The following is a 20213-nucleotide window of genomic DNA, read 5'->3' as shown; positions in this document are numbered from 1 at the left end:
TCGCTTGCGGGCGCGGCCTGTGGCATGATAGCGAACCGCAACGTTTGGAATGCCTCGTCGGGGTATAGCGCAGCCCGGTAGCGCATCTGCTTTGGGAGCAGAGGGTCCCAGGTTCGAATCCTGGTGCCCCGACCATCATTCCAGGCGTGCACGAAGCGGTCCGCGTCGCGGGCTGCATAGGTTTGGTGACGGCAGAGCGCTTTCATGACCGCACGCATCTATCGCCCGGCCCGCACGGCCATGCAGTCCGGCACGGCCAAGACCGAGCGCTGGCTGCTCGAATACGAGCCCGAGGCTCCGCGCCAGATCGAGCCGCTGATGGGCTGGACCTCGTCGTCGGACATGAAGAGCCAGCTCAAGCTCTGGTTCGACAGCGAGGCCGAGGCTGTCGCCTACGCCACGCGCAACGGTATCGCCTATCGCGTCGAGCAGCCGAACGAGGCCAAGCGCCGCACAGTCTCCTATTCCGACAATTTCAAGTTCACGCGCGTCGGTCAGTGGACGCATTGATGTAGACAGGCGAGGGCTTCCTCGCTTTCGGGCCCGTAGCTCAGATGGATAGAGCAGCAGCCTTCTAAGCTGCTGGTCGCTGGTTCGAATCCAGCCGGGCTCGCCATTTCTTGTTGTCTCGCGCTTTGCTCTCCGCGGCAAAGCACATGCATTCAGGTGTCGTTTTGGCGACCATGCAGCTCGAGCTCCGCTCCGAGATCACCTGCCCGCATTGCGGTCATCGCAAGGTCGAGGACATGCCGACGGACGCATGCCAATTCTTCTACGAGTGCGAGAGCTGTCATGCCCTCCTGCGCCCTTAGGAGGGCGATTGCTGCGTCATCTGCTCCTACGGCACCGTTCCGTGTCCGCCGATCCAGCTTGGCTCCTGTTGCGCGACCTGCTGACTGCCTTTTAGGAAAATCTGAATCTGAAGCTTCGGCTGGGCCGGCGGGATGAATACCCGGTGGAACAGGCACTGCACTGCCCCGTTGTATCGACGGGGGTGATGCGGAGCAAAGCCATGTTGCGGTTCCTAACCATGACCGCCCTTGCGGCGGCCCTTTCGTCACCGGCTTTCGCCGAGCCTGGTTTCGTGAAGCCGGTCAATCTGCCGATGCTGGGCGCCAATTACGGCGTTGCGCCGAGGGCTGTGTGCGAGCTCCCTGCCTATGTGTCGGTTCGGACCATCCCCGCGGCGCCGGCAGAAAGTCACGCCATGACCCTGTCGCCCCGAATGATTCAGGCGATCCGGATCGGTGAAGAGCCTTCCGACGACTGACAGCTGGAAGGCGATTTTCGGGCGCGTTCTCCCCATCAGACTTTGCGATAGCCCGGCATCAACGGGCTGACTCCACCGGCAATGCCGTTCAGCCGTGCTTGCCGACCTTTCCCCGGCAGCGTAAACCCGCGCAGCCTCGCCTTGATCGTGCCTGAAAGGCCCGCCATCGGGCAGCACTCGACTTTCAGGACATGCGGCCGGGCTGCCGCGGGGAAGCATGATGTTTTCGCTCACGCCAGCGATCGACCGGATCCGGGATGCGGCTTCCGCCAGCCATCTGCGGGCCTGCATCTTCCTGCTGCTCCTGTCGCTCGCGGCTTTCCTGCCCGGTTTCAGCACGCTCCAGCCGCTTGATCGCGACGAACCGCGCTTCGCACAGGCCAGCAAGCAGATGCTGGAGACCGGCGATTTCGTCGATATCCGCTTCCAGGACGAGGCACGCCACAAGAAGCCGGTCGGCATCTACTGGCTGCAGAGCACTGCGGTGAAGGCCGGCGAAGCGCTCGGCGTGCCTGAGGCGCGCACGCAGATCTGGCTCTACCGCATCCCCTCGCTGGTCGGCGCGACCGCGACCGTGCTGCTGACCTATTGGGCGCTGCTTGCCTTCCTGTCCCCGCCGTTGGCCCTGCTCGCCGGCGCGCTGATGGCTTCCGCCGTGCTGCTCGGCGTCGAGGCGCGTATCGCCAAGACGGATGCGCTGCTCGCCGCCTGCGCCGTTGCCTCCATGGGCGCGCTGGCGCGGGCCTGGCTCGACTGGACGCGGTCGCTCGCCTTCGTGCCGGACCGGCGCAACTGGCTGGTGTTCTGGGGCGCGACGGCGCTCGGCCTGCTGATCAAGGGGCCGATCGTGCCGATGGTCTGGGGCTTCGCCATCCTCGTTCTCAGCGCGAGCCAGCGCTCCTTCCGCTGGCTGAAGCCGCTGCGCTTCGGGCCTGGGCTCCTGCTCTGCCTCGTCGTCGCCTTGCCGTGGTTCGTCGCCATCATGGTCAAGACCGGCGGTAGCTTCTTCGCCGAGAGCGTCGGGCAGGACATGCTCGGCAAGGTCGCCGAGGGGCAGGAGAAGCATTGGGGGCCGCCGGGGCTGTATCTGCTGTTCTTCTTCGCGACCTATTGGCCGGCGGCGGCCTTCGCGGCGATGGCGGTGCCTTTCGCCTGGGTGCGCCGCAAGGAGCCGCAGATCCTGTTCCTGATCGCCTGGATCGTGCCGTCCTGGCTGGTCTTCGAGGCGGTGCCGACCAAGCTGCCGCATTACGTGCTGCCGCTCTATCCGGCGATCACCGCGCTGCTGCTGCTCGCGGTGCTGAATGGCGGTATCAACCGTCACCGGCGCGGGGCGGTACTGACCGCCTGCCTCGTCGTGATCGTGCCGTTGGCGCTGATGGGCGCGATCCTGTTCGGCAACTGGACGCTCGACCGGGCGGTGCCGTGGCTGGCGCTGCCGTTCTTCGCGCTCGTGCTGCTTGTAGCCGGCAGCGTCGTCGCGGCGTTCCGGCGGCTCGATTTCGAGGGCGCGCTGTGGCGCTGCGTGCCGGCGAGCCTGCTGCTGACCCTCGCGGTCTACCCCTTCGCGATCGAGAGCCTGCGTTCGCTGAAGCTGTCGCCGCGTCTGGCGGAAGCTGCCAGATCGGTCGGTTGCACCGATCCTGCCGTGATCACGCTCGGCTATCGCGAGCCGAGCCTGGTCTTCCTGACCGGGACGAAGCTCGCAATGGCAGCAAGCGGCGCCGATGCGGTTACGTTCCTGAACCAGCCCGGCTGCCGTGTCGCCTTCGTCGAGAGCCGCTTCGCCGACGATTTCAAGGCGGCGCTGTCGAGCCAGCCGACGAAGCCGCGGCTCGTAACCACGATCAACGGGTTCAACCTCAATGGCGGGCGCAGGCTGGAGGTCGCCGTCTTTGCCCGTTCGCCCGGCTAGACAGCCTCTTGTGCCCGAAGCCCTTGCCCTATCCGCTGCGCTGACGCAGTTTGCGGACCGTTTTCCCGGATGATGCCCCTTTGACCGAAACCTCCTCCCATCCGCTGCTCAGCGTCGTCGTGCCGGTGCGCAACGAGGTCGGCAATATCGCGCCGCTCGTCGCCGATATCGAGAAGGCCTGCGCGGCGATCGGCCCGTTCGAGGTCGTCTATGTCAATGACGGCTCGACCGACGGCACGGCTGCGGCCCTGGCCGAGCTCGCTGCGACGCGGCCCTGGCTGCGCGTCGTCACCCATGCCCAGTCGTGCGGCCAGAGCGCGGCGGTGCGCAGCGGCGTGCGCCATGCCCGCTCGGCGATCGTGGCGACGCTCGACGGCGACGGCCAGAACGACCCCGCCTTCCTGCCGGAGATGGTCGGGGCCTTGCAGAAGGCCGGGCTTCAGGCCGGGATGGTGCAGGGGCAGCGCGTTGGGCGCAAGGATACCGGCTTCAAGCGCTGGCAGTCGAAGATCGCCAACGGCGTGCGCGGGCGCGTGCTGAAGGACGATACGCGCGATACCGGCTGCGGGCTGAAATGCTTCCGTCGCGAGGCCTATCTCGCCTTGCCTTATTTCGATGCGCTGCATCGCTTCATGCCGGCATTGATGGCGCGCGAGGGGCATAAGGTCCTGCATGTCGACGTGCGCGATCGGCCGCGACTGACCGGCGTCTCGAACTACGGTTTCTTCGACCGGCTCTGGGTCGGCATCCTCGATCTTGCCGGGGTGTGGTGGCTGATCCGTCGGCGCAAGCGCGTGCCGCAGATCATCTCGGAGACGCCGTGATGCTGATCGACCTGCAGCAGACGATCGGCAATTATTTCCACGACGTCTTCGTCAACAATATCGACTGGTGGGTCCTGCTCGGCGTTGTCGCGCAGGGGCTCTTCACCATGCGCTTCGTGGTGCAGTGGTGGGCGAGCGAGAAGGCCAAGCGCTCGGTCGTGCCGATGACCTTCTGGTGGTTCTCGATCGGCGGCGGCCTGCTGCTGCTGATGTATGCGCTCTACCGGCGCGATCCGGTCTTCATCCTCGGTCAGGGCTTCGGAGTCTTCGTCTATATCCGCAACCTGCAATTCGTCCTGCGCGCCAAAGCGCGCGGCGAGGATACGAATTCCGGGCCGGGCTAGGGCGAAGTCTCAGCTTCGCGACGGCGGCGCCGCAGGCTCGGCTGCGGCCCCGTCGGCGGGCGAGGGCAGCTTATCGGCGGCAGGGGCCTGCGGCTTGCGCATCGCGGCCGAATAGGCGGGGTAGCGCTCGCGATAGGCTTTCAGGAACTCGGAGAGCGTGTCGGCATTGGCGGTGGCGCGCGCCATCTCGCGAATGTCGGCTGCGCGCGTGCGGTCCGCGCCGGTGATGAAGGCGAAGGTCCGCGCATCGGCGCCGCGCGCCATCTTCGGCGCGAACTTGCTGCGCAGCCGGTCGAGCGACAGGTTCTCGCTCGCCATCACATAGGAGACGCCCGCCCGCATCACGTCGGCGCGCTCGCCGTCGCTGAGCGTGCCGTCGCCGCGCCAGCTTTCGCCGAGCAGGCGCTCATAGGCCTCGCCCGCTTCGCGCCAGCGGCGCCCGGTCCAGTAGATATCGGCGCGCAGCCGGTCGATCTCGGGGCCGCGTTCGGCTTCCAGCATCTCCAGTGCCTGATCGGTGCGGGAGAGATCCGACAGCGCCTTGGCCTCGAGCAGCAGACGGGCGCGCTTGACGTCGGCCGGCAATTCGACGAGCCGCGTGGCGGTGAGCGCGCGGACCGCATCGGCCGGCTTGCCGTTCATCAGGTCGATCATGGCCAGTCGCGCCGCGACCGTGGAACGTGCTGCGCCGGTGAGGCGCCGGTCCATCTGGTATTTGAGGATCTCGGCCGCCTGGTCGAGCAGATCGAGTTCGATGAGGCGGTCGGCGAGCAGGCGGGTGATCTCGTCGCCGCGCCGGCCGATCGGCAGGAATTCCTTGAAGTCGTAGAACAGCGCGAGCGCCTCGATGCGCGGCAGCTTGCCGAGCCCGCTGCCGCCGAACAATTCGGCGAAGCGCTGCGCCGTCTCGTCATGCATGCGCCGGGTCAGCGGATCGTCGGGGAAGTTCTCGTTGGCACGTCGCGCGACCATGAAGGCGTCGCGCCAGCGCTGCTGGTCGGCATAGAGCCGGCCGAGCTCCGCCAACGCCTCGATCTCCAACCGTCCGCCACGCCAGATGACGGAGACCGTTTCCAGCCGGGCGATGGCTTCGTCGGCCTTGATGTCGGTACGCTTCTCCGCATTCGCGAGTTTCACCGCGCGCAATTGCGCCTCGGCTGCGATCGGGCGGCTCTTTGCGTCGAAGAGCGACTTGTAGCCGTTCATCGCAGCTTCCGGGCGCCCGCCGGTATCGTCGAGCTGCGCCTGAAGCAGGGCGAGATGCTCCTGGTCGAAGCTGTCGCGCGGCATGTCGCCCAGAATCTGGATCTGCCGCTCAGCGACGGCGATATCCTGCTGGGCGAGCGCAGCCTGCGCCATGGCCTCGCGGAACTGGCCCCGCAGATCGGCCGGGTAACGGTCGATCACCGCTTCGGCGCGGCGGAAGCCGGCCAGAGCCTCGGCATTGCGGTTCAGGCGCTGCTCGACCAGGGCGCGCCAGAGACCCGTCTCGGCGTCATCCTTGATCGGGCCGGCGTCGAAGGCGGTCAGCGCCTGCTGGTTACGATGCATGCCGGCGGCGATGACGCCCTTGAGGAAGAGCGCCTCGCGATTGCCGCGCATCGTGGCGTCGTCGGCGAGAAGCGCGTTCAGCGGCCCGGCAGCCTCGGGCATCAGGCCGTTGGCCGCATAGAACCGCGCGAGCGCCAGCCGAGCCTCGGATTTGCGGCCGCGCGAGGCGTCGGTGACGTCCAGCATCAGGGCGCGGATACGCTCGCGGGGATTGCCGGTCTGCAGCTTCGCCCAGGCATCGCTGTCGAGCAGCGGAGGCGCTTCCCGCTTCTCGGCCTTCTCTTCGGCCTTGCGATTGGGCTCGCCGATATCGAGGGAGACGTTGAGCCCGCCGCTGCGGCCGATGCGGACCTGCTCGGTGCCCGCGCGGACGGCGACATCGTCCGCGTGCGGCTGGACGGCGAGCCCCTGCGCGGTCTGGAGCAGGCCGAACTCGACGAATTGATAGGGTTTCGGCGTGAGCCTGGTCGGGCCTGTGGCGGTCGCGACGGCCACGGGCAGTCCGGCAGGGCCGGATTCGAGCCAGTGGATGCCGGTGAGGCCGGCGAGCGGCACGGCGACGATGGTCTGGCCCCCCTCGTCCATGCTGCGCTGCGGCTCGACCGGGGCGGCGGGGCGGCCGGCATCCTCGCCGAGGTCTAGCGACCAGACAGGGCCATTGTCGAAAACGCGCGTCAGCGGTTGGCCGGCGAGCTTGAGCCTGACCAGCGTGACCTTGCCCTCGCGTGTAACCGAGCTGTCCTCGACCAACTTGGGCATCAGCCCCGCGAGCTTGGCGGGATCGATGGTATCGCGCGTGTCGAAGACCAGCGTCATGACGCCGGCATCGAGGAAGGCGGCCGCGCCGGTGGGGCGGGTGAAGCGGAAATCGAGGCGCTTGCCGTCGACCGTGATGACGACAAGGCCGGGCGGCATTTCAGGCGCGGCCGGTGTCGCGGCCACGGCTTGGACCGACGGTGCAGCAGCCTGTTGGGTCGCCGGGGGAGCCGCCTCTGGCTTCGCGGGCGGTTCGGTAGCTGCTGGTTTCACTGCCGGGGGCTGAGCCGGCTGGGGCGCCAGCTTGCTCAGATCGGCGAGCGAGAGGGCTTCCTGCTTCACCGGGCGCAGCAGATCGACGACCAGTCCGGTCTCGTCGCTGAAGTTGCGGACCTGCCAGTCCTTGGGCAGGGACAGGGTCAGGCTCAGCGCCTCCTTGCCGGCATCGAGCGCGGTGAGCCCGATATCGGTCGGCAGGGCGCTACGGATGGCACCGGCCGCGACATTCATCGGCCGGTCGAAGACCAGCTTCAACGTGCCGTCCGACAGGTCGCTGGTCAGCTTCGTCTCGGCTGGCGCCTTGAAGATCAGGCGCTCCAGCGTCGGCAGGCTGGCCGTGCTCATGGTCAACATCGCCGGAGGGGCGACCGGCTGGCGGACGGCCTCCTTGGCGCGGACCTCGGCGAGGCGCAGGCGCTCGGTAAGCTCGGCGAGGGCTTCCGGCGGCGGACCGGGCATCACGCCTGACCAGTTCTGCGGGAGCAGATCGATGAAGGCCTTGTCGCCGGCCTCGATCAGGTTGGCCTTGTAGGGCTGCGTCAGCGCGAAGCGCATGCCGCGCCCATCGGGATCGATGCGGGCGACGGAGACGTAATTCGGTAGTTCGCGGGCAATCCGGTCAACATCGACCTGAACCTGGCCGCCGAAGGCGACGATCAGGACGCCGTTGGAAACGCGAATACGGGTCTGGATCGGCTCATCGAAAGCCAGGGACAGGCGGCCGAAGCCGGCGGGCATCGCTTCGCCGTGCAGCTTCGCGCCCGCGGCGAAGGCAGGCGTCTCCAGGCCGGCGGCGAGCGCGAGAGCGGCCAGCCCGATACCGAAGGCGAGGGAGCGCGACAGACGCAAACCGTGATACTCGACCCAACGCGACACTGAGCCTCGCCACGTCCCGAGAACGCAGCGGCCCTCCGGCACGCTAACGCGTCAACCATAATGGCGTCTTAACGAAGGGGCTGGTCTGGCTGTGCTCAGCGCTGCGGCGCGGGCGTGATCGCGGGCAGTTCGTTGCCGGGCAGGGGGCCTTCGTTGGCCACGCGCTCGACGCTGGCGCTGCGGCCGCTGGTCGCCAGCGCGACGGTCAGCTTCTCGGCGCGGTCGGGCGCCATAGCCGCCAGCACCTCGGACATCTTGCGGGGGTTCATCTGCTGCACGACCGGCACGAGAACGTCGAGGCCGAGACGGTCGAAGACACGGGCGGCGTCCTTCGGCTTCATCGATTCGTACATGATGACGAGGTTCTTGATCGCCTTCGCTTCGTCGGCGGAGGCCTTGGCTGCCGGGCCGCCGTTCTTCTCCTCGAGCGCCTTGAGATCGCCGACGCGGCCGTCGAGCTTCTTCTCGGCGGAGTTCAGCAGGCGCTCGCGCATCTCGATCTCGCGCATCCGGCCTTCCAGCTCCTCGCGACGCTCGCCGAGACGCTCCAGGATCGCCTTCTCGGCCGGCGACATCGGTTGAACCGAGCCGTTCATGATCCCGGCCTTGTTGTTGGGATTGGCGGCGCGGGCGGCGTCGGCCTTGGCCTCGGCCTCCTTCTTCTCCTGATCCTTCTTCGAATCGGGAGCGGGCACGGAGCCAGTCGTTTCCGGATCGAAGACATCGGGCCGTTGAGCGCGCGCGACGGTCTTGGCGGCTGGCGCCTCCGCCATGAGCGGCAGAGGAACGGGGATGTGGCCGGGGCCGGGCTCCGCCGTCCAGGCAAGCAGCTTCAGCGCCAGGAGACCCATGGCGCCGAGAATCACTGCCGGCAGGAGGCGGGGCCGTTCGATCACGCAGCCTGTTCCTCAAGGCGACGGGCGGCGCGCGCACGGATGGCGGCGGCGGACTGGGCCGCGCTCTCAAGGCGGGAGACCGGCTGCGGCGCGGCCGGCGTCTCGACCGGGGCCTCCTTGGCGCCGACCAAGGTCGCGGCACTGACGATCTGGCCGATGCGCTCCATCACGGCCTGGCCAGCCTCGACCTGCGCGGCGAGATCGGCGGCATAGCGCTCGGCAGTGCGCAGGCGCTCATCAAGAGTGCGATCGCAATCGCCCAGGGTCGACTTGAGGCCGGCGATGGCGCGCTCGGCATTGTCGGTCGCGGTGATCAGCGCGCCGACGGTCTGGCGCATGCCGGCCTCGTCCGTCTTCAGGCGCTCGATGCGCTTGGTCAGGATGAAGCAGGTGATGATGGTGGCGACGAGAAGACTGGCGACAAGCACGTCGGCGATGAGGTTGATCGTCATGGATCCTCTTCAGGTCGTGGCGCCGAGATGGCTGGCAAGGCTGTCGAAAGCGGCAATGGTGGTCTTGGAGCGACGCAGCGGGCTGACGACCTGGACGGCGATCTTGTCGTCGACCCGGCCGATCCGGCCCTCGGTGACGATGAAGTCGCCGCAGCGCAGGGAGACGGTGGAGTCGGGCCGCGCGTCGAACATCAGGGTGTCGCCGATCTCCAGCTTCATGACGCGCTTCAGCGGCAGCTGCGTCTCGTGCAGCACGCAGGTGACGTCGACATCCGCCTGCCAGACCTCGGTCGCGAGATGGTTCTCCCAGATCGGATCGCGGCCCAGCTTCTCGCCCATGAAGCTTTCGAGCAGCAATTCGCGGATCGGCTCGATCGTGGCGTAGGGCAGCAGCAGATGCAGCGCGCCGCCGCGGCCTTCCATGTCGAACTTGAGCTCGACGCGGATCGCAGCATTGGCAGGGCGGGAGATCGAGACGAAGCGCGGATTGGATTCGACGCGGTCGACATTGAAGCGCACCGGCGAGAGCGGCTTGAAGGCAGCCTCGGCATCGCTCAGGACCAGCTCGATCACCCGGCGGACCATGCGGATCTCGATCGAGGTGAAGGGGCGACCGTCGATGCGTGGCGCCGGCTGGCCGCGCTTGCCGCCGAACATCGCATCGAGCACGGAGTAGATCAGTGCCGATTCGATGGTGATGAGGCCGAAATTGTCCCATTCCTCGGCCTTGAACACGGAGAGCAGGGCCGGCTGCGAGATCGAGTTGATATAGTCGCCGAAGCGCACGGAGCGGATGCTCTCCAGCGTGACCTCGACATTGTCCGTGAAGAAGTTGCGCAGGCTGGTCGAAAGCAGGCGCACCAGACGCTCGAAGATGATTTCGAGCATCGGCAGGCGTTCATAGGCGACCGAGCCGGAATCGACGATCGCCTGGATGCCGTTTCGGGACGCGCCGTCGTCGCCGCTGGAGAAACCGAGCATCGTGTCGATTTCGTCCTGCGACATCAGGCGGTCGGTACCGCCCTCCTGCTCGCCGTCCTCCTCGATGATGTCGGGCATCGTCGCCCAGCCGGCCGCCATCCCTTCCGGGGTCAGCGGCTCGTCGCTCGGCGTATTCTTGTCGCGTTCGGTGCTCATCTCTGCGCCGCCATCTCGATCCGGTCTGCGGGAACCATCGGCCCGCTCACTGGACCAGCAATTCCTTGAACAGCACGGCGTCGACCTTGGCCGGGTAGACGGTCAGGTTGACGCGGCGCAGCAGCTCTTCCTTCAGGCGGTACATCCCGGACGAGCCTTCGAGATCGGCGGGGCGCAACTCGCGCATGAAGACCTGGAAGGCGTCCTCGACGCGCGGCAGCAGCGGCTTGATCTCGTCGGCGGTCTTCGCATTGGCGATTTCCAGCACGACCTTGATCTTCATGATCGGTTGGCGCTCCTGCTGGCCGCCATTGGACATGCTGATCATCATGTCCTTCATGTCGAGAAAGGCGACGGGATTCTTGGCCTTGGCGGCGGCTTCCGCGGCTGCGACCTGCTCCGGCGAGGGCTTCTTCAGGAAGAACCAGCCGCCACCGCCGGCCGCTGCCAGCAGCACGACGCCGCCGATGATCATGAAGAGCTTCTTCTTGCTCTTCGGCGCTTCGCCGGAGGCGCCTTCCTCTTCCTTCTTGGCTTTCTTCGCCATCTCGTCACGCGCCCCGGGCCGTCGGGCCGCGTTCTGCCGCCCATGAAGCTACCTTCCCCAATTACGGTTAACGCGCCGTTAAGGAGGGCAGAATTTGCCGGGTGTTTCTTGCCGCTCCAGCAGCATGTGCCGGGTGATAGTGGGTGCAGATTTCGACTTCGAGATCAACAATATCAATGCCTTGCTGGAATTAACCATGCTGGCATGCGGCTTGCCGGTACTGGGCCGTGGCGACTGCGCTGGGGAGCGTCGAGGTCGCCGCGGGACATGATCGGGAGTTAAGCCGTGGAGAACGCGCTTCTCATCGGCCTGTCGCGTCAGGTGGCTCTGGCGCGCGAGCTGGACGTCATCGCCAACAACATGGCGAATGTCGGCACCAATGGATTCAAGGCGCGCAGCGCGCGCTTCACTGAATTCCTCATGCCTGGCGCGAAGGCCGATGCCTTCAAGCCGGCCGACCGGCCGCTGTCCTATGTCATCGACAAGGGCACGCCGCTCGACCTGTCGCAGGGCGCGATGGAACTCACCGGCAATCCGCTCGATGTCGCCCTGAAGGGCGACAACTACCTCGTCGTGCAGACGCCGAACGGCGAGCGCTATACCCGCGCCGGCTCCCTGACCATCGACCGCCAGGGCCGTCTCGTGACCCAGACCGGCCTGCCGGTGATGGGCGAGGCCGGGCCGATCGCCTTCGGCTCCAGCGAACATTCCATGCGCATCGCCGCCGACGGCACCGTGAGCAGCGACCAGGGCACGCGCGGCAAGCTGCGCCAGGTGCGCTTTGCCGATCCGGCGGCGCTGGCGAGCGAAGGCAACAACCTGTTCTCCTCGGCCGCGCCCGCCCAGGCGGCCGGGCCGGAAGCACGGCTCGAGCCCGGCGCGATCGAGCGCTCCAACGTCAAGGCGGTGGTCGAGCTGACCCGCCTGATGGAGGTGCAGCGCAACTACCAGAACATCGCCAACATGATCACCAAATCCGACGAACTGCGCAGCCGGGCGATCTCGCGCCTGGCCGACCAGCAAGCCTGATAGCGGAAGGGAGCACGCACCATGCGCGCCATGCAGACAGCCGCGACCGGCATGATGGCCCAGGAGATGAACGTCCAGGTCATCTCCAACAACATCGCGAACGTCCGGACCACCGGCTACAAGCGCCAGCAGGTCCATTTCCAGGATCTGCTCTACGAGAACTTCCGGCGCGCCGGCTCGGCGACCTCGGACCAGAATACCCAGGCCCCGGCCGGCACCTTCATCGGCTCGGGCGTCAAGACGGTCTCGACCGGCCGCGTGATGACGCAGGGCAATATCAGCCCGACCGAGAAGCCCTACGATCTCGCCATCCGCGGCGAAGGCTTCTTCCGCATCCGCATGCCTGACGGCCGGACCACCTATAGCCGCGATGGTTCCTTCGATCTCGACGCTCAGGGCCAGCTCGTCACCCGCGACGGCTATCAGGTCGAGCCCGGCATCACCGTGCCGAACAACGCCTCCAGCGTCAGCATCAACGCGCAGGGCATCGTCGAGGCGATGATGCCCGGCCAGACCGCGCCGCAGCAGCTCGGCCAGATCCAGCTCGTGCGTTTCGTCAACAAGGTCGGCCTCGAGTCGATCGGTGACAACCTCTACATCGAGACGGCAGCCTCCGGGCAGCCGATCGACGGCTTCGGCGGCGGCGAGGGCTTCGGCACGCTGCAGCAGAACTATCTCGAAGAAGGCAACGTGCAGGCCGTCACCGAACTCTCCTCGCTGATCGCCGCGCAGCGCGCCTACGAGATGAACTCCAAGGTCATCACCGCCGCCGACCAGATGATGTCGGCGACGACCCAGATGTTCCGCGGCTAAGGGGGATTCGCATGATGATCCGCCTGTCCCTGATCGCCCTGGCTCTCTCCGGCACCGCCGCGCTGGCCGCGCCGCAGCATGCCCAGACCGCGCCGGTCGCGGTTGCTTCGGCTGTCGCAACTCCGGCCGTCGCAGCTCCCGCTGTTGCCGCGCTGCCGTCCAGGCTGCAGCTGCGCCCCGAGATCAATCTCGGGCGCGATCTCGTCACCTTCGGCGACCTCATCCCGGGGCTCGCCGGCGAAGCTGCCGCGACGGCGGCCTTCCGGGCGCCGGCGCTGGGCGAGACCGGCACCATCCAGGTCGCGCGCATTGTCGAGGCGGCCCGCGCGGCCGGCATCGTCCGCGACGCCAGCGAGATCCAGAGCCAGGGCTTTGCCCAGGTCGTGGTGACGCGTTCCGCGCGCCGCATCACCGCCATGGATCTGGAAGCCGCTGTGAAGACCGGTTTGCAGGAGCGTTTCGGCGTCGATGCCCGCATCTTCGCGCTGGCGATCGATGGCGGCGCGCCGAGCGTCGCCGTTGAGCCCGAACTGACCGGCGATGTCGCGGTGATCGACCTTTCCTTCGATGCCCGTTCGCGGCGCCTGCAGGCCCGGCTCATGGTGCCCGGCAGCACGGCGATGCGCCTCAAGCCGCTGCGCATCTCCGGCCAGCTCGTCGAGACCATGGAAGTGGTCGTGCCCAAGCGCCTGATCGCCCGTGGCGAGACGCTCGGCAAGGACGACGTCACCGTCGAGCGTCGCCCGCGCGACGGGCAGGGCAGCGAGATCATCAACGATTCCCGTGCAGCCATCGACAAGGTCGCGCGCCGCGCCCTGCTCGCCGGCGTGCCGCTGCGTGCAGGCGACGTCCAGCGCGAGGAGATCGTCGGCAAGGGAGATCTCGTCACCATCGTCTACGAGGCGCCGGGCCTTCTGATCACGCTGCGCGGCCGTGCCAACGAGGCCGGCGCGATGGGCGACGTCGTCTCCGTCACCAATCCCCAGTCCAAGCGCGTGCTGCAGGGCAGGGTCAGCGGGCCGGGACGGGTTTCCGTCCAGCCTTCCGCCGTCGGCCGCATCGCCAGCGCCCAGTAAAGCTCCGTGGAAACCGCCATGTACGCCAACCGTCTCGCCAAGCTCTCCGGGCTCCTGCTGCTGACCGTCTCGCTCGGCGCCTGCGGCATGGGTGATCGCCTCGCCAATGTCGGACAGGCACCGACGCTCTCGCCGGTCGAGGATCCGACCGCCGTCAAGGGCTACAAGCCGGTGCAGATGCCTATGCCGGAGGTGGCGCATGCCTCCTACGCGCCGAACTCGCTCTGGCGCACCGGCTCGCGCGCCTTCTTCAAGGACCAGCGCGCCCGCAATGTCGGGGATCTCGTCACCGTCAAGGTCAAGGTCACCGACAAGGCCCAGCTCAACAACCAGACCAAGCGCAGCCGCAAGAACGGCGAGGATTTCGGTGCCGACAATGCTTTCGGTTTCGAGAACAAGCTCGACAAGTTCCTGCCAGACGGGGCGAAGGCGTCCTCGCTGCTGAAGCTGGACTCCGACGCCTCCAGCGAGGGCGCCGGTTCGGTGAACCGCTCCGAGACGCTGGCGACCAATGTCGCGGCGGTCGTCACCCAGAACCTGCCGAACGGCAACCTCGTGATCGAGGGCAAGCAGGAGATCCGCGTCAATTTCGAGATCCGCGAGCTGATCGTCGCCGGCGTGATCCGGCCGGAGGACATCGAATCCGACAACACGATCGATTCGACCAAGATCGCCCAGGCCCGCATCGCCTATGGCGGCCGCGGCCAGATCACCGATGTCCAGCAGCCCCGCTACGGCCAGCAGGTCATGGATATCCTGCTGCCCTTCTAGTCCCTTCACCGGAATCCCGGACGGCGCGGAACGCTCCCCTTGTCTCCGCGCCGCACGGGCGGCGGTCTCTCCCGAGCCGCCACCATCCCGGTCGCCCCGCCACGCTCCCCAAGCTTATCCGGCAGGCGGCCAGAAGCCCCGCGTTCTCCCGACGCGGGGCTTTCCCGAATTCTCGCGGCGATGATCGCGCAAAGCCTTTGCCGGGCTATTCCTCGAAGCGGCTCATGGAGTCGCGATTGCGCTCGTATCGTTTCTTCAGCGGGAAGGGCGGCAGCCAGGATTCGCGGCGAATCGTCCAGAGTTCGTAGGTCGGCACCAGCTGGTCGGGCGCATCCAGCGAACCGAGATTGACCTCGACCTCGTCGCCGCTGCGTCCGAAGACGGGCGAGCCGCAGCGCGGGCAGAAGAAGCGCCCTTCATAATCGCGGGCTTCGCCTTCGATCGCCACCGCATCCTCCGGAAAGATCGCGGAGGCGTGGAAGAGGGCGCCGTGATGCTTGCGGCAGTCGAGGCAATGGCAGATGCCGACGCGGTACGGGCGCCCCGATGCCACAACCCGGAGACCGCCACAGCGACATCCGCCGGTGAAACGATCCATGTGGCCTCCTTTCCTGTCTGCCGCTCCGAGAACGGGGCTGGGCGGCTGCCGCGACAACGCGCGGCCGAAGCTGGAGTTCATAACGAAAAGGCCCCGCGCCTGACGACACGGGGCCTTTTCAAAGGCTGGGTGGTTGGCCGCCGTTCAATCGTCGCGGAAGACGCGCTCGTTACGCTCATGGCGCTCCTGCGCCTCCAGCGACAGCGTCGCGATCGGGCGGGCTTCCAGGCGCTTCAGCGAGATCGGCTCGCCGGTCTCCTCGCAATAGCCGTATGAGCCGTCGTCGATGCGGGAGATCGCCGCGTCGATCTTGGCGATCAGCTTGCGCTGGCGGTCGCGGGCGCGCAGCTCGATGGCGCGGTCGGTTTCGGAAGAGGCCCGGTCGGCGATGTCCGGGTGATTCTCGCTCTCCTTCTGCAGGGTGACCAGGGTCTCCTTGGCCTCCCGCAGGATCTCGTCCTTCCAGACGAGGAGCTTGCCGCGGAAATACTCGCGTTGACGGTCGTTCATGAACGGCTCGTCATCGCTCGGTTTGTAGTCCGCCTCGAGGATGATCTGCTTCGACATGGGCGCGCTCTCTCATTTGTCGGCTCACGCACCCATCGGCTGTGCCGCGGGAGGGGAGCCGATTTGGCGCCCTTATAGCGATCAGTCTCAAGCGGAACAATCGCTTCCGACAGGGCTTCAACGGCTTCGTGAAAAGAGGCGCTCCAGCGCCGGCTTTCAGCGAAATCGGTCGGTTTCAGGTCAGTTCAGCTTACGGATGGCCTCGGCGATGTCGGCTTCGACGAGTCGGGCGATCGGCTGGCGGTAGTGACTATGGTCGAAGAACAGCTTGGGATCGTGCAGTTCGGGCCTGTCGACTCGCCAGTCGACCAGCGCCGTGCGCGGGCGCCGGGACGCCAGATCGGCGAAGGCGTTGCGGCAGGCGGCGTCGGCCGAGGCATCGCGCGTGCCGGGCTTCGACAGCGCCGTGACGTAGACGGGCGGGCGAACGAGAATCAGCGCGGTCTCTGCCGGCGCCGCTTTCATCAGCGCTTCCAAGCCAGTCGCGGCAGGGAAGGGGCCGTCGACATTGCCGCCGCCGGCCTCGAGCGGCTTCTGCAGCCGGGCGATGATCTCGGGGTTGGTGCCGTAGCCCTGCACGCCGTAGCCCGATTCGTAGTCCCAATAGCCGTCCGGGCGGGCACGCTCGGCCTTGCGCGAGGTCAGGTACTCGATGCGGCGGAACAGCTCTTCAAGAAGGTTGAAACGCATCAACCCGCCAACATAGTCGGACATGCTTCGGCTCAGCAGCCAGAAAGGGAAGGGCTTCTCGTTGGGCAGAGCCGGATTGGCGGTGCACCAGTAATTGTCGATGCCGACAAGGATCGCCTTCGGCGGCGTCTTCCGGTGATGACGCAGGAACCAGTCGATCGTCGCAAGGCTCTCCTTCGGCTGGGTCGCAGGCGCGATCAGCGAGACGAAGGGGATGCCGGTCTTGGCGCGCAACTCCTCCGGCGAGATCAATTGGATATGCGAATTGCCGAAGATCGCGCCGGTGAAGCTCTGATCGCGCCCGCGGCTGGCAAGCGCCGTGCGCGGCCCCTGTGGGCGCACGCCCTCCTTGAGTTTCAGCGGCGAGCGGCCGGAATCATAGGGATCGATCAGGAAGGCGATCGTCAGGAAGGCAGCCGCGATCAGCACCGCTGCGCCCAGGAGGGTGCCGGTGAAGCCGGTCCACTTCGCCGCCCGAGCGGCCTGCTCAGAACTGGAAGTAGATGAATTCATAGTTGGCGTCTTCGCCGATCTTCAGCAGGATGATGACGAACAGGAGTCCGCACAGGATCGCCAGCCAGCGGGCCGGCGGCAGTTTGTGGACGAGGTTCCAGGCGGTGGGTCCGATGATGGCGAAGGCGGCGGCCGGCAGCAGGGCGCGCCATTTGAAGCCGGTCCCGATCGGACCGAAACCGAACAGGCCCTTGTAGATCGCAAGCGCCGCCTGGAAATTCGTGGCGCGGAACAGCACCCAGCAGAGGACCACGAACAGGAAGGTCAGCAGCCAGCCGAGCACCGCCGGCATCGGCAAATTGGCCCGGCGCCAGAACAGGGCGACGATCAGCGCAAGTCCATGCGCCACGCCCCAGGCGACGAAGGTGAGGCCCGCGCCGTGCCACAGCCCGCCCAGCGCCATGGTGGCGAAGAGCGCCCAGACCTGCACCGGCAGGCCGCTGCGCGAGCCGCCGAGCGGGATGTAGAGATAGTCGCGCAGGAAGCGCGACAGCGTCATGTGCCAGCGGCGCCAGAAATCCTGGATCGAGAGCGAGCGGTAGGGCGCCTCGAAATTCTGCGGCAGCACGACGCCGAAGAGCAGGGCGAGGCCCAGTGCCATGTCGGTATAGCCGGAGAAGTCGAAATAGATCTGGAAGGTGAAGGCAAGGGTGCCCTGCCAGGCTTCCATCAGGCTGATGGCCTTGCCCGCCGCGGCCGCCGCGAAGACCGGGTTGGCGTACTCGGCGAGAGGATCGCCGATCAGCACCTTCTTGGCGAGGCCGAAGGTCAACAGCATCAGGCCGCGCGCGATCCGCTCGGCCGCGTCGGGGCGCTGATAGGGCCGCTCATCGAGCTGGTGCATGATCTCGCGCCAGCGCACCAGCGGGCCGGCGAGCACCTGCGGGAAGAAGGCGATGTAGAGCGCGTAGCGGACGATATCGTAGCGCGGTGCCTGTCCGCGCCGGAGATCCGTCAGGTACATGATGTGGTGGAAGGTGAAGAAGGAGATGCCGAGCGGCAGTGCGATATCGAATTTCGGTGCCGGCAATCCGGGAATCATTCCAGCGAGATCGGCGAAGAAGTTGAAGTACTTGAATACGGCCAGGACGGCGAGGTTCAGGACGATGGCCAGCGTGATCAATCCGCCGGCCCTGGTCTTCTGGAAGGCTTCGGCGATCAGCCAGTTCAGTCCGATCGAGAGCGCCAATAGCGGCAGGAAACGCCAGTCCCAATAGCCGTAGAAGGCGAAGGACAATGCCACCAGAACCGGCAGCCGCGTGCTCGGCGCAAAGCGTTCCGCGCCCCAGTGAAGGGCGAGCGCGAGCGGCAGGAAGGCGAGCAGGAAGACGAAGGAGTTGAAGAGCATTGGGCGGGAAGGCGGATCACGGGATGGCAGCCGCCTTAGACCATTATCGACCGCGAGTCATGTCGGGGCCGGTTCGTGGTGAGGGGCAAAAGGAAGCACAAGCGGTCGGGCCTCTCGTCATTAATTAAATCAATCGATTGATTAAATCGATTGCCGGTGCTATGAAAATGGCATGAAAGCCATTCCAGACAGTGACGCGGGGACGCGCGATGCACTGATCCGCGCTGGGCTCGACCTGTTCGGGCGGCATGGGTTCGAGGCGAGCTCGATCCGGAAGATCGCCCAGGTGGCGGGCGTCAACAGTGCCGGCATCGCCTATCATTTCGGCGGCAAGGACGGCCTGCGACGAGCCTGCGCCGAAGCGATCGTCGCGACGATGAAACAGCGGATTTTCGGCGTGGGCGCCGCAATGCCGCCATTGGACGGGCTCGCGCCGGAAGCGGCGGTCGAATTGCTGCTCGCAATCGTCGGCCGGGTCACGGCCTTTGCGGCGCAGGCCCCCGAGAGCGAGACGATCGCCCGCTTTGTCGGACGCGAGATGATGGAGCCGAGTGCGGCTTTCGAGACGCTCTATGAAGGGTTGGTCGGCCCGGTCCATGGTCAGGTCTGCCGGCTCTGGGCGGCAGCAACGGGCATGGAGCCCGAGGCGAAGGCAACCAAGCTCGCGGTCTTCGCGACCATCGGGCAGGTCATCTATTTCCGGCTGGCGCGGCCGGCCGTGATGCGACGCATGGGCTGGAGCGCCATCGACGAGGCGCAGAGCGACGCGATCGCCGGCGTCATCCGCGCCAATGTTCGCGCGAGCATCTTGAGCATGCGGGAGGGACGGTCATGATCCTCGGCTTCCTCTGTTCCTTCGGGTTGATCGCCGCGAGTTTTTCCGCATGCGGCGGCGATACCGTCCGCATCGCCGGCTATGTCGAGGGCGAATATGTCCGGCTGGGGCCGATCGATACCGCCCGGATCGAGCGGATCGATGTGGGCCGGGGCGACCGCGTTGCGGCTGGCAAACTGGTTGCCGCGCTGGAAACGACGGATGCGGAGAACACGGTTCGGGAGAGTGAGGCGCGGCTGGTGCAGGCCCAGGCGCAGCTCGACAATCTGCGCAGCGGCAAGCGGCCTGAGGAGATCGCGGTGATCGAGGCGAACCTCGCTTCGGCCAAGGCGCAGCAGCGCGAGGCGGAGCGGGCGTTGGACCGTCGGCAGGATCTGCTGCGGCGCGGCGTCTCGACCCAGGCCGATTTCGACCAGGCGGAAACGGCGCGCGACGTCGCCGCGGCGAGCGTCCGCCAGAACGCCGCCAATCTCGATGTCGCGCGGTTGCCGGCGCGGCCGGACGAGATCAAGGCGAGCGAGAACGCGGTAGAGCAGGCGAAAGCCACATTGGCGCAGGCGCGCTGGCGGCTGGAGCAGCGCCGGCTCGTTGCGCCTTCGTCCGGCCGAATCAGCGATGTGTTGCGCCGGGTCGGCGAGCTCGCCGGGCCGAGCGCGCCGGTGCTGCTGATGCTGCCGGACGGCGCCGCCAAGCTGATGCTCTACGTGCCGGAGATCAGGATCTCCGGCGTGACGACCGGCATGAAGCTCGATGTCCATTGCGATGGCTGCGCGCCCGGACTGACGGCGACCGTGACCTATGTCTCGCCCGAGCCGGAATTCACGCCCCCGGTGATCTACTCGGCGCAGACGCGCCAGAAGCTGGTCTATCTGGTCGAGGCGCGGCCCGATGGCGGGTCGCAATCGGCGCTGCAGCCTGGCCAGATCGTCGACGTGATGCTGCGGGGGCAGCGGTGAGCATGCCGCTCGCCATCGATGTGCGGGGGATGACCAAGCGCTTCGGCAAGCGCACGGTGGTGGACAATGTCGATCTCGCCGTGGCGACAGGCGAGATCGTCGGCTTCCTCGGGCCCAACGGCTCGGGCAAGACCACGACGATCCGGATGATCTGCGGACTGCTCAAGCCC

The 20213-nt window shown here is 66.8% G+C and carries 21 protein-coding genes, 2 tRNA genes and 1 pseudogene; 15 read left to right on the top strand and 9 right to left on the bottom strand.

The window, feature by feature from the left end:
* Window positions 1–58 precede the first annotated feature (58 nt).
* The 8 genes and pseudogenes from Q0Q36_RS22615 to Q0Q36_RS22580 all read left to right on the top strand — a co-directional run bounded on the left by Q0Q36_RS22615 (window position 59) and on the right by Q0Q36_RS22580 (window position 4353).
* A tRNA-Pro gene (locus tag Q0Q36_RS22615) sits at window positions 59–135 on the top strand.
* A 69-nt stretch (window positions 136–204) separates the two neighbouring features.
* On the top strand, window positions 205–510 hold the full coding sequence (locus Q0Q36_RS22610; protein ID WP_047574221.1) for an ETC complex I subunit: 306 nt from the start codon (window positions 205–207) through the stop codon (window positions 508–510).
* 29 nt (window positions 511–539) lie between these two features.
* Window positions 540–616: transfer RNA gene (locus Q0Q36_RS22605), tRNA-Arg, on the top strand.
* Window positions 617–683: 67 nt separating this feature from the next.
* Window positions 684–896: pseudogene (locus Q0Q36_RS22600) on the top strand (GDCCVxC domain-containing (seleno)protein).
* Window positions 897–955: 59 nt separating this feature from the next.
* Window positions 956–1270 carry a hypothetical protein gene (locus Q0Q36_RS22595; RefSeq protein ID WP_293801674.1) on the top strand — a complete coding sequence of 105 codons (315 nt, stop codon included), beginning with the start codon at window positions 956–958 and terminating at the stop codon, window positions 1268–1270.
* Between the two features lie 217 nt (window positions 1271–1487).
* Complete coding sequence (locus tag Q0Q36_RS22590) at window positions 1488–3185, top strand: glycosyltransferase family 39 protein (RefSeq protein ID WP_293801672.1); 1698 nt, start codon at window positions 1488–1490, stop codon at window positions 3183–3185.
* A gap of 80 nt (window positions 3186–3265) precedes the next feature.
* Window positions 3266–4009 carry a glycosyltransferase family 2 protein gene (locus Q0Q36_RS22585; RefSeq protein WP_293801670.1) on the top strand — a complete coding sequence of 248 codons (744 nt, stop codon included), beginning with the start codon at window positions 3266–3268 and terminating at the stop codon, window positions 4007–4009.
* Window positions 4009–4353, top strand: a complete 345-nt coding sequence (locus tag Q0Q36_RS22580) for a lipid-A-disaccharide synthase N-terminal domain-containing protein (RefSeq protein ID WP_156134589.1) — start codon at window positions 4009–4011, stop codon at window positions 4351–4353. Before Q0Q36_RS22585 ends, Q0Q36_RS22580 begins: the two co-directional genes overlap by 1 nt.
* 9 nt (window positions 4354–4362) lie before the next feature.
* On the opposite strand, the gene Q0Q36_RS22575 is transcribed toward Q0Q36_RS22580, so the two are convergent.
* From Q0Q36_RS22575 to fliL, 5 genes are all read right to left on the bottom strand, one after another.
* Entirely contained in the window at window positions 4363–7815 is a 3453-nt protein-coding gene (locus Q0Q36_RS22575; protein ID WP_293801666.1) for a hypothetical protein, read from the bottom strand.
* A 95-nt stretch (window positions 7816–7910) separates the two neighbouring features.
* Entirely contained in the window at window positions 7911–8711 is an 801-nt protein-coding gene (locus Q0Q36_RS22570) for a hypothetical protein (protein ID WP_293801664.1), read from the bottom strand.
* On the bottom strand, window positions 8708–9163 hold the full coding sequence (locus Q0Q36_RS22565) for a DUF6468 domain-containing protein (protein ID WP_293801662.1): 456 nt from the start codon (window positions 9161–9163) through the stop codon (window positions 8708–8710). Before Q0Q36_RS22565 ends, Q0Q36_RS22570 begins: the two co-directional genes overlap by 4 nt.
* Window positions 9164–9172: 9 nt before the next feature.
* Complete coding sequence (gene fliM, locus Q0Q36_RS22560; RefSeq protein WP_293801679.1) at window positions 9173–10243, bottom strand: flagellar motor switch protein FliM; 1071 nt, start codon at window positions 10241–10243, stop codon at window positions 9173–9175.
* A gap of 103 nt (window positions 10244–10346) precedes the next feature.
* Entirely contained in the window at window positions 10347–10847 is a 501-nt protein-coding gene (fliL, locus tag Q0Q36_RS22555) for a flagellar basal body-associated protein FliL (protein ID WP_293801660.1), read from the bottom strand.
* 285 nt (window positions 10848–11132) lie between these two features.
* Here fliL and flgF point away from each other — a divergent pair, with 285 nt between their 5' ends.
* Genes flgF through flgH form a run of 4 tightly spaced genes read left to right on the top strand, consistent with a single transcriptional unit; the run spans window position 11133 to window position 14536 of the window.
* Window positions 11133–11876, top strand: a complete 744-nt coding sequence (gene flgF / locus Q0Q36_RS22550) for a flagellar basal-body rod protein FlgF (protein WP_293801658.1) — start codon at window positions 11133–11135, stop codon at window positions 11874–11876.
* Between the two features lie 21 nt (window positions 11877–11897).
* Window positions 11898–12689: a flagellar basal-body rod protein FlgG gene (gene flgG / locus Q0Q36_RS22545; RefSeq protein WP_265060105.1), complete on the top strand. Its 792-nt coding sequence runs from the start codon at window positions 11898–11900 to the stop codon at window positions 12687–12689.
* An 11-nt stretch (window positions 12690–12700) separates the two neighbouring features.
* Window positions 12701–13765, top strand: a complete 1065-nt coding sequence (gene flgA, locus Q0Q36_RS22540) for a flagellar basal body P-ring formation chaperone FlgA (protein ID WP_293801656.1) — start codon at window positions 12701–12703, stop codon at window positions 13763–13765.
* An 18-nt stretch (window positions 13766–13783) separates the two neighbouring features.
* Window positions 13784–14536 carry a flagellar basal body L-ring protein FlgH gene (gene flgH, locus Q0Q36_RS22535; protein WP_293801654.1) on the top strand — a complete coding sequence of 251 codons (753 nt, stop codon included), beginning with the start codon at window positions 13784–13786 and terminating at the stop codon, window positions 14534–14536.
* Between the two features lie 205 nt (window positions 14537–14741).
* On the opposite strand, the gene Q0Q36_RS22530 is transcribed toward flgH, so the two are convergent.
* The 4 genes from Q0Q36_RS22530 to Q0Q36_RS22515 form a co-directional block, all read right to left on the bottom strand.
* Window positions 14742–15134 (bottom strand): GFA family protein, encoded by a 393-nt coding sequence (locus Q0Q36_RS22530; RefSeq protein ID WP_293801652.1) that lies wholly within the window; start codon window positions 15132–15134, stop codon window positions 14742–14744.
* A 144-nt stretch (window positions 15135–15278) separates the two neighbouring features.
* Window positions 15279–15701: an RNA polymerase-binding protein DksA gene (dksA, locus tag Q0Q36_RS22525; RefSeq protein ID WP_293801650.1), complete on the bottom strand. Its 423-nt coding sequence runs from the start codon at window positions 15699–15701 to the stop codon at window positions 15279–15281.
* A 180-nt stretch (window positions 15702–15881) separates the two neighbouring features.
* Entirely contained in the window at window positions 15882–16904 is a 1023-nt protein-coding gene (locus tag Q0Q36_RS22520; protein WP_293801648.1) for a hypothetical protein, read from the bottom strand.
* The gene (locus tag Q0Q36_RS22515; protein WP_293801646.1) at window positions 16879–18252 is read right to left on the bottom strand and encodes an MBOAT family O-acyltransferase; all 1374 of its coding nucleotides are present in this window, start codon (window positions 18250–18252) and stop codon (window positions 16879–16881) included. Before Q0Q36_RS22515 ends, Q0Q36_RS22520 begins: the two co-directional genes overlap by 26 nt.
* A gap of 172 nt (window positions 18253–18424) precedes the next feature.
* Between Q0Q36_RS22515 and Q0Q36_RS22510 the strand changes: the two genes are divergently transcribed.
* The 3 genes from Q0Q36_RS22510 to Q0Q36_RS22500 all read left to right on the top strand — a co-directional run.
* Entirely contained in the window at window positions 18425–19087 is a 663-nt protein-coding gene (locus tag Q0Q36_RS22510; RefSeq protein ID WP_293801644.1) for a CerR family C-terminal domain-containing protein, read from the top strand.
* A complete protein-coding gene (locus Q0Q36_RS22505; protein WP_293801642.1) occupies window positions 19084–20043 on the top strand; it encodes an HlyD family efflux transporter periplasmic adaptor subunit in 960 nt (319 codons plus the stop codon). Before Q0Q36_RS22510 ends, Q0Q36_RS22505 begins: the two co-directional genes overlap by 4 nt.
* A 2-nt stretch (window positions 20044–20045) precedes the next feature.
* Window positions 20046–20213 (top strand): ATP-binding cassette domain-containing protein (locus Q0Q36_RS22500; protein WP_293801677.1); only part of this gene is annotated, 168 nt, incomplete at its 3' end.

Source organism: uncultured Allobosea sp. (assembly GCF_945957345.1).
In the GTDB taxonomy this organism is placed as follows: Bacteria; Pseudomonadota; Alphaproteobacteria; order Rhizobiales; family Beijerinckiaceae; genus Allobosea.
This window is presented reverse-complemented; position numbering and strand designations above follow the sequence as displayed.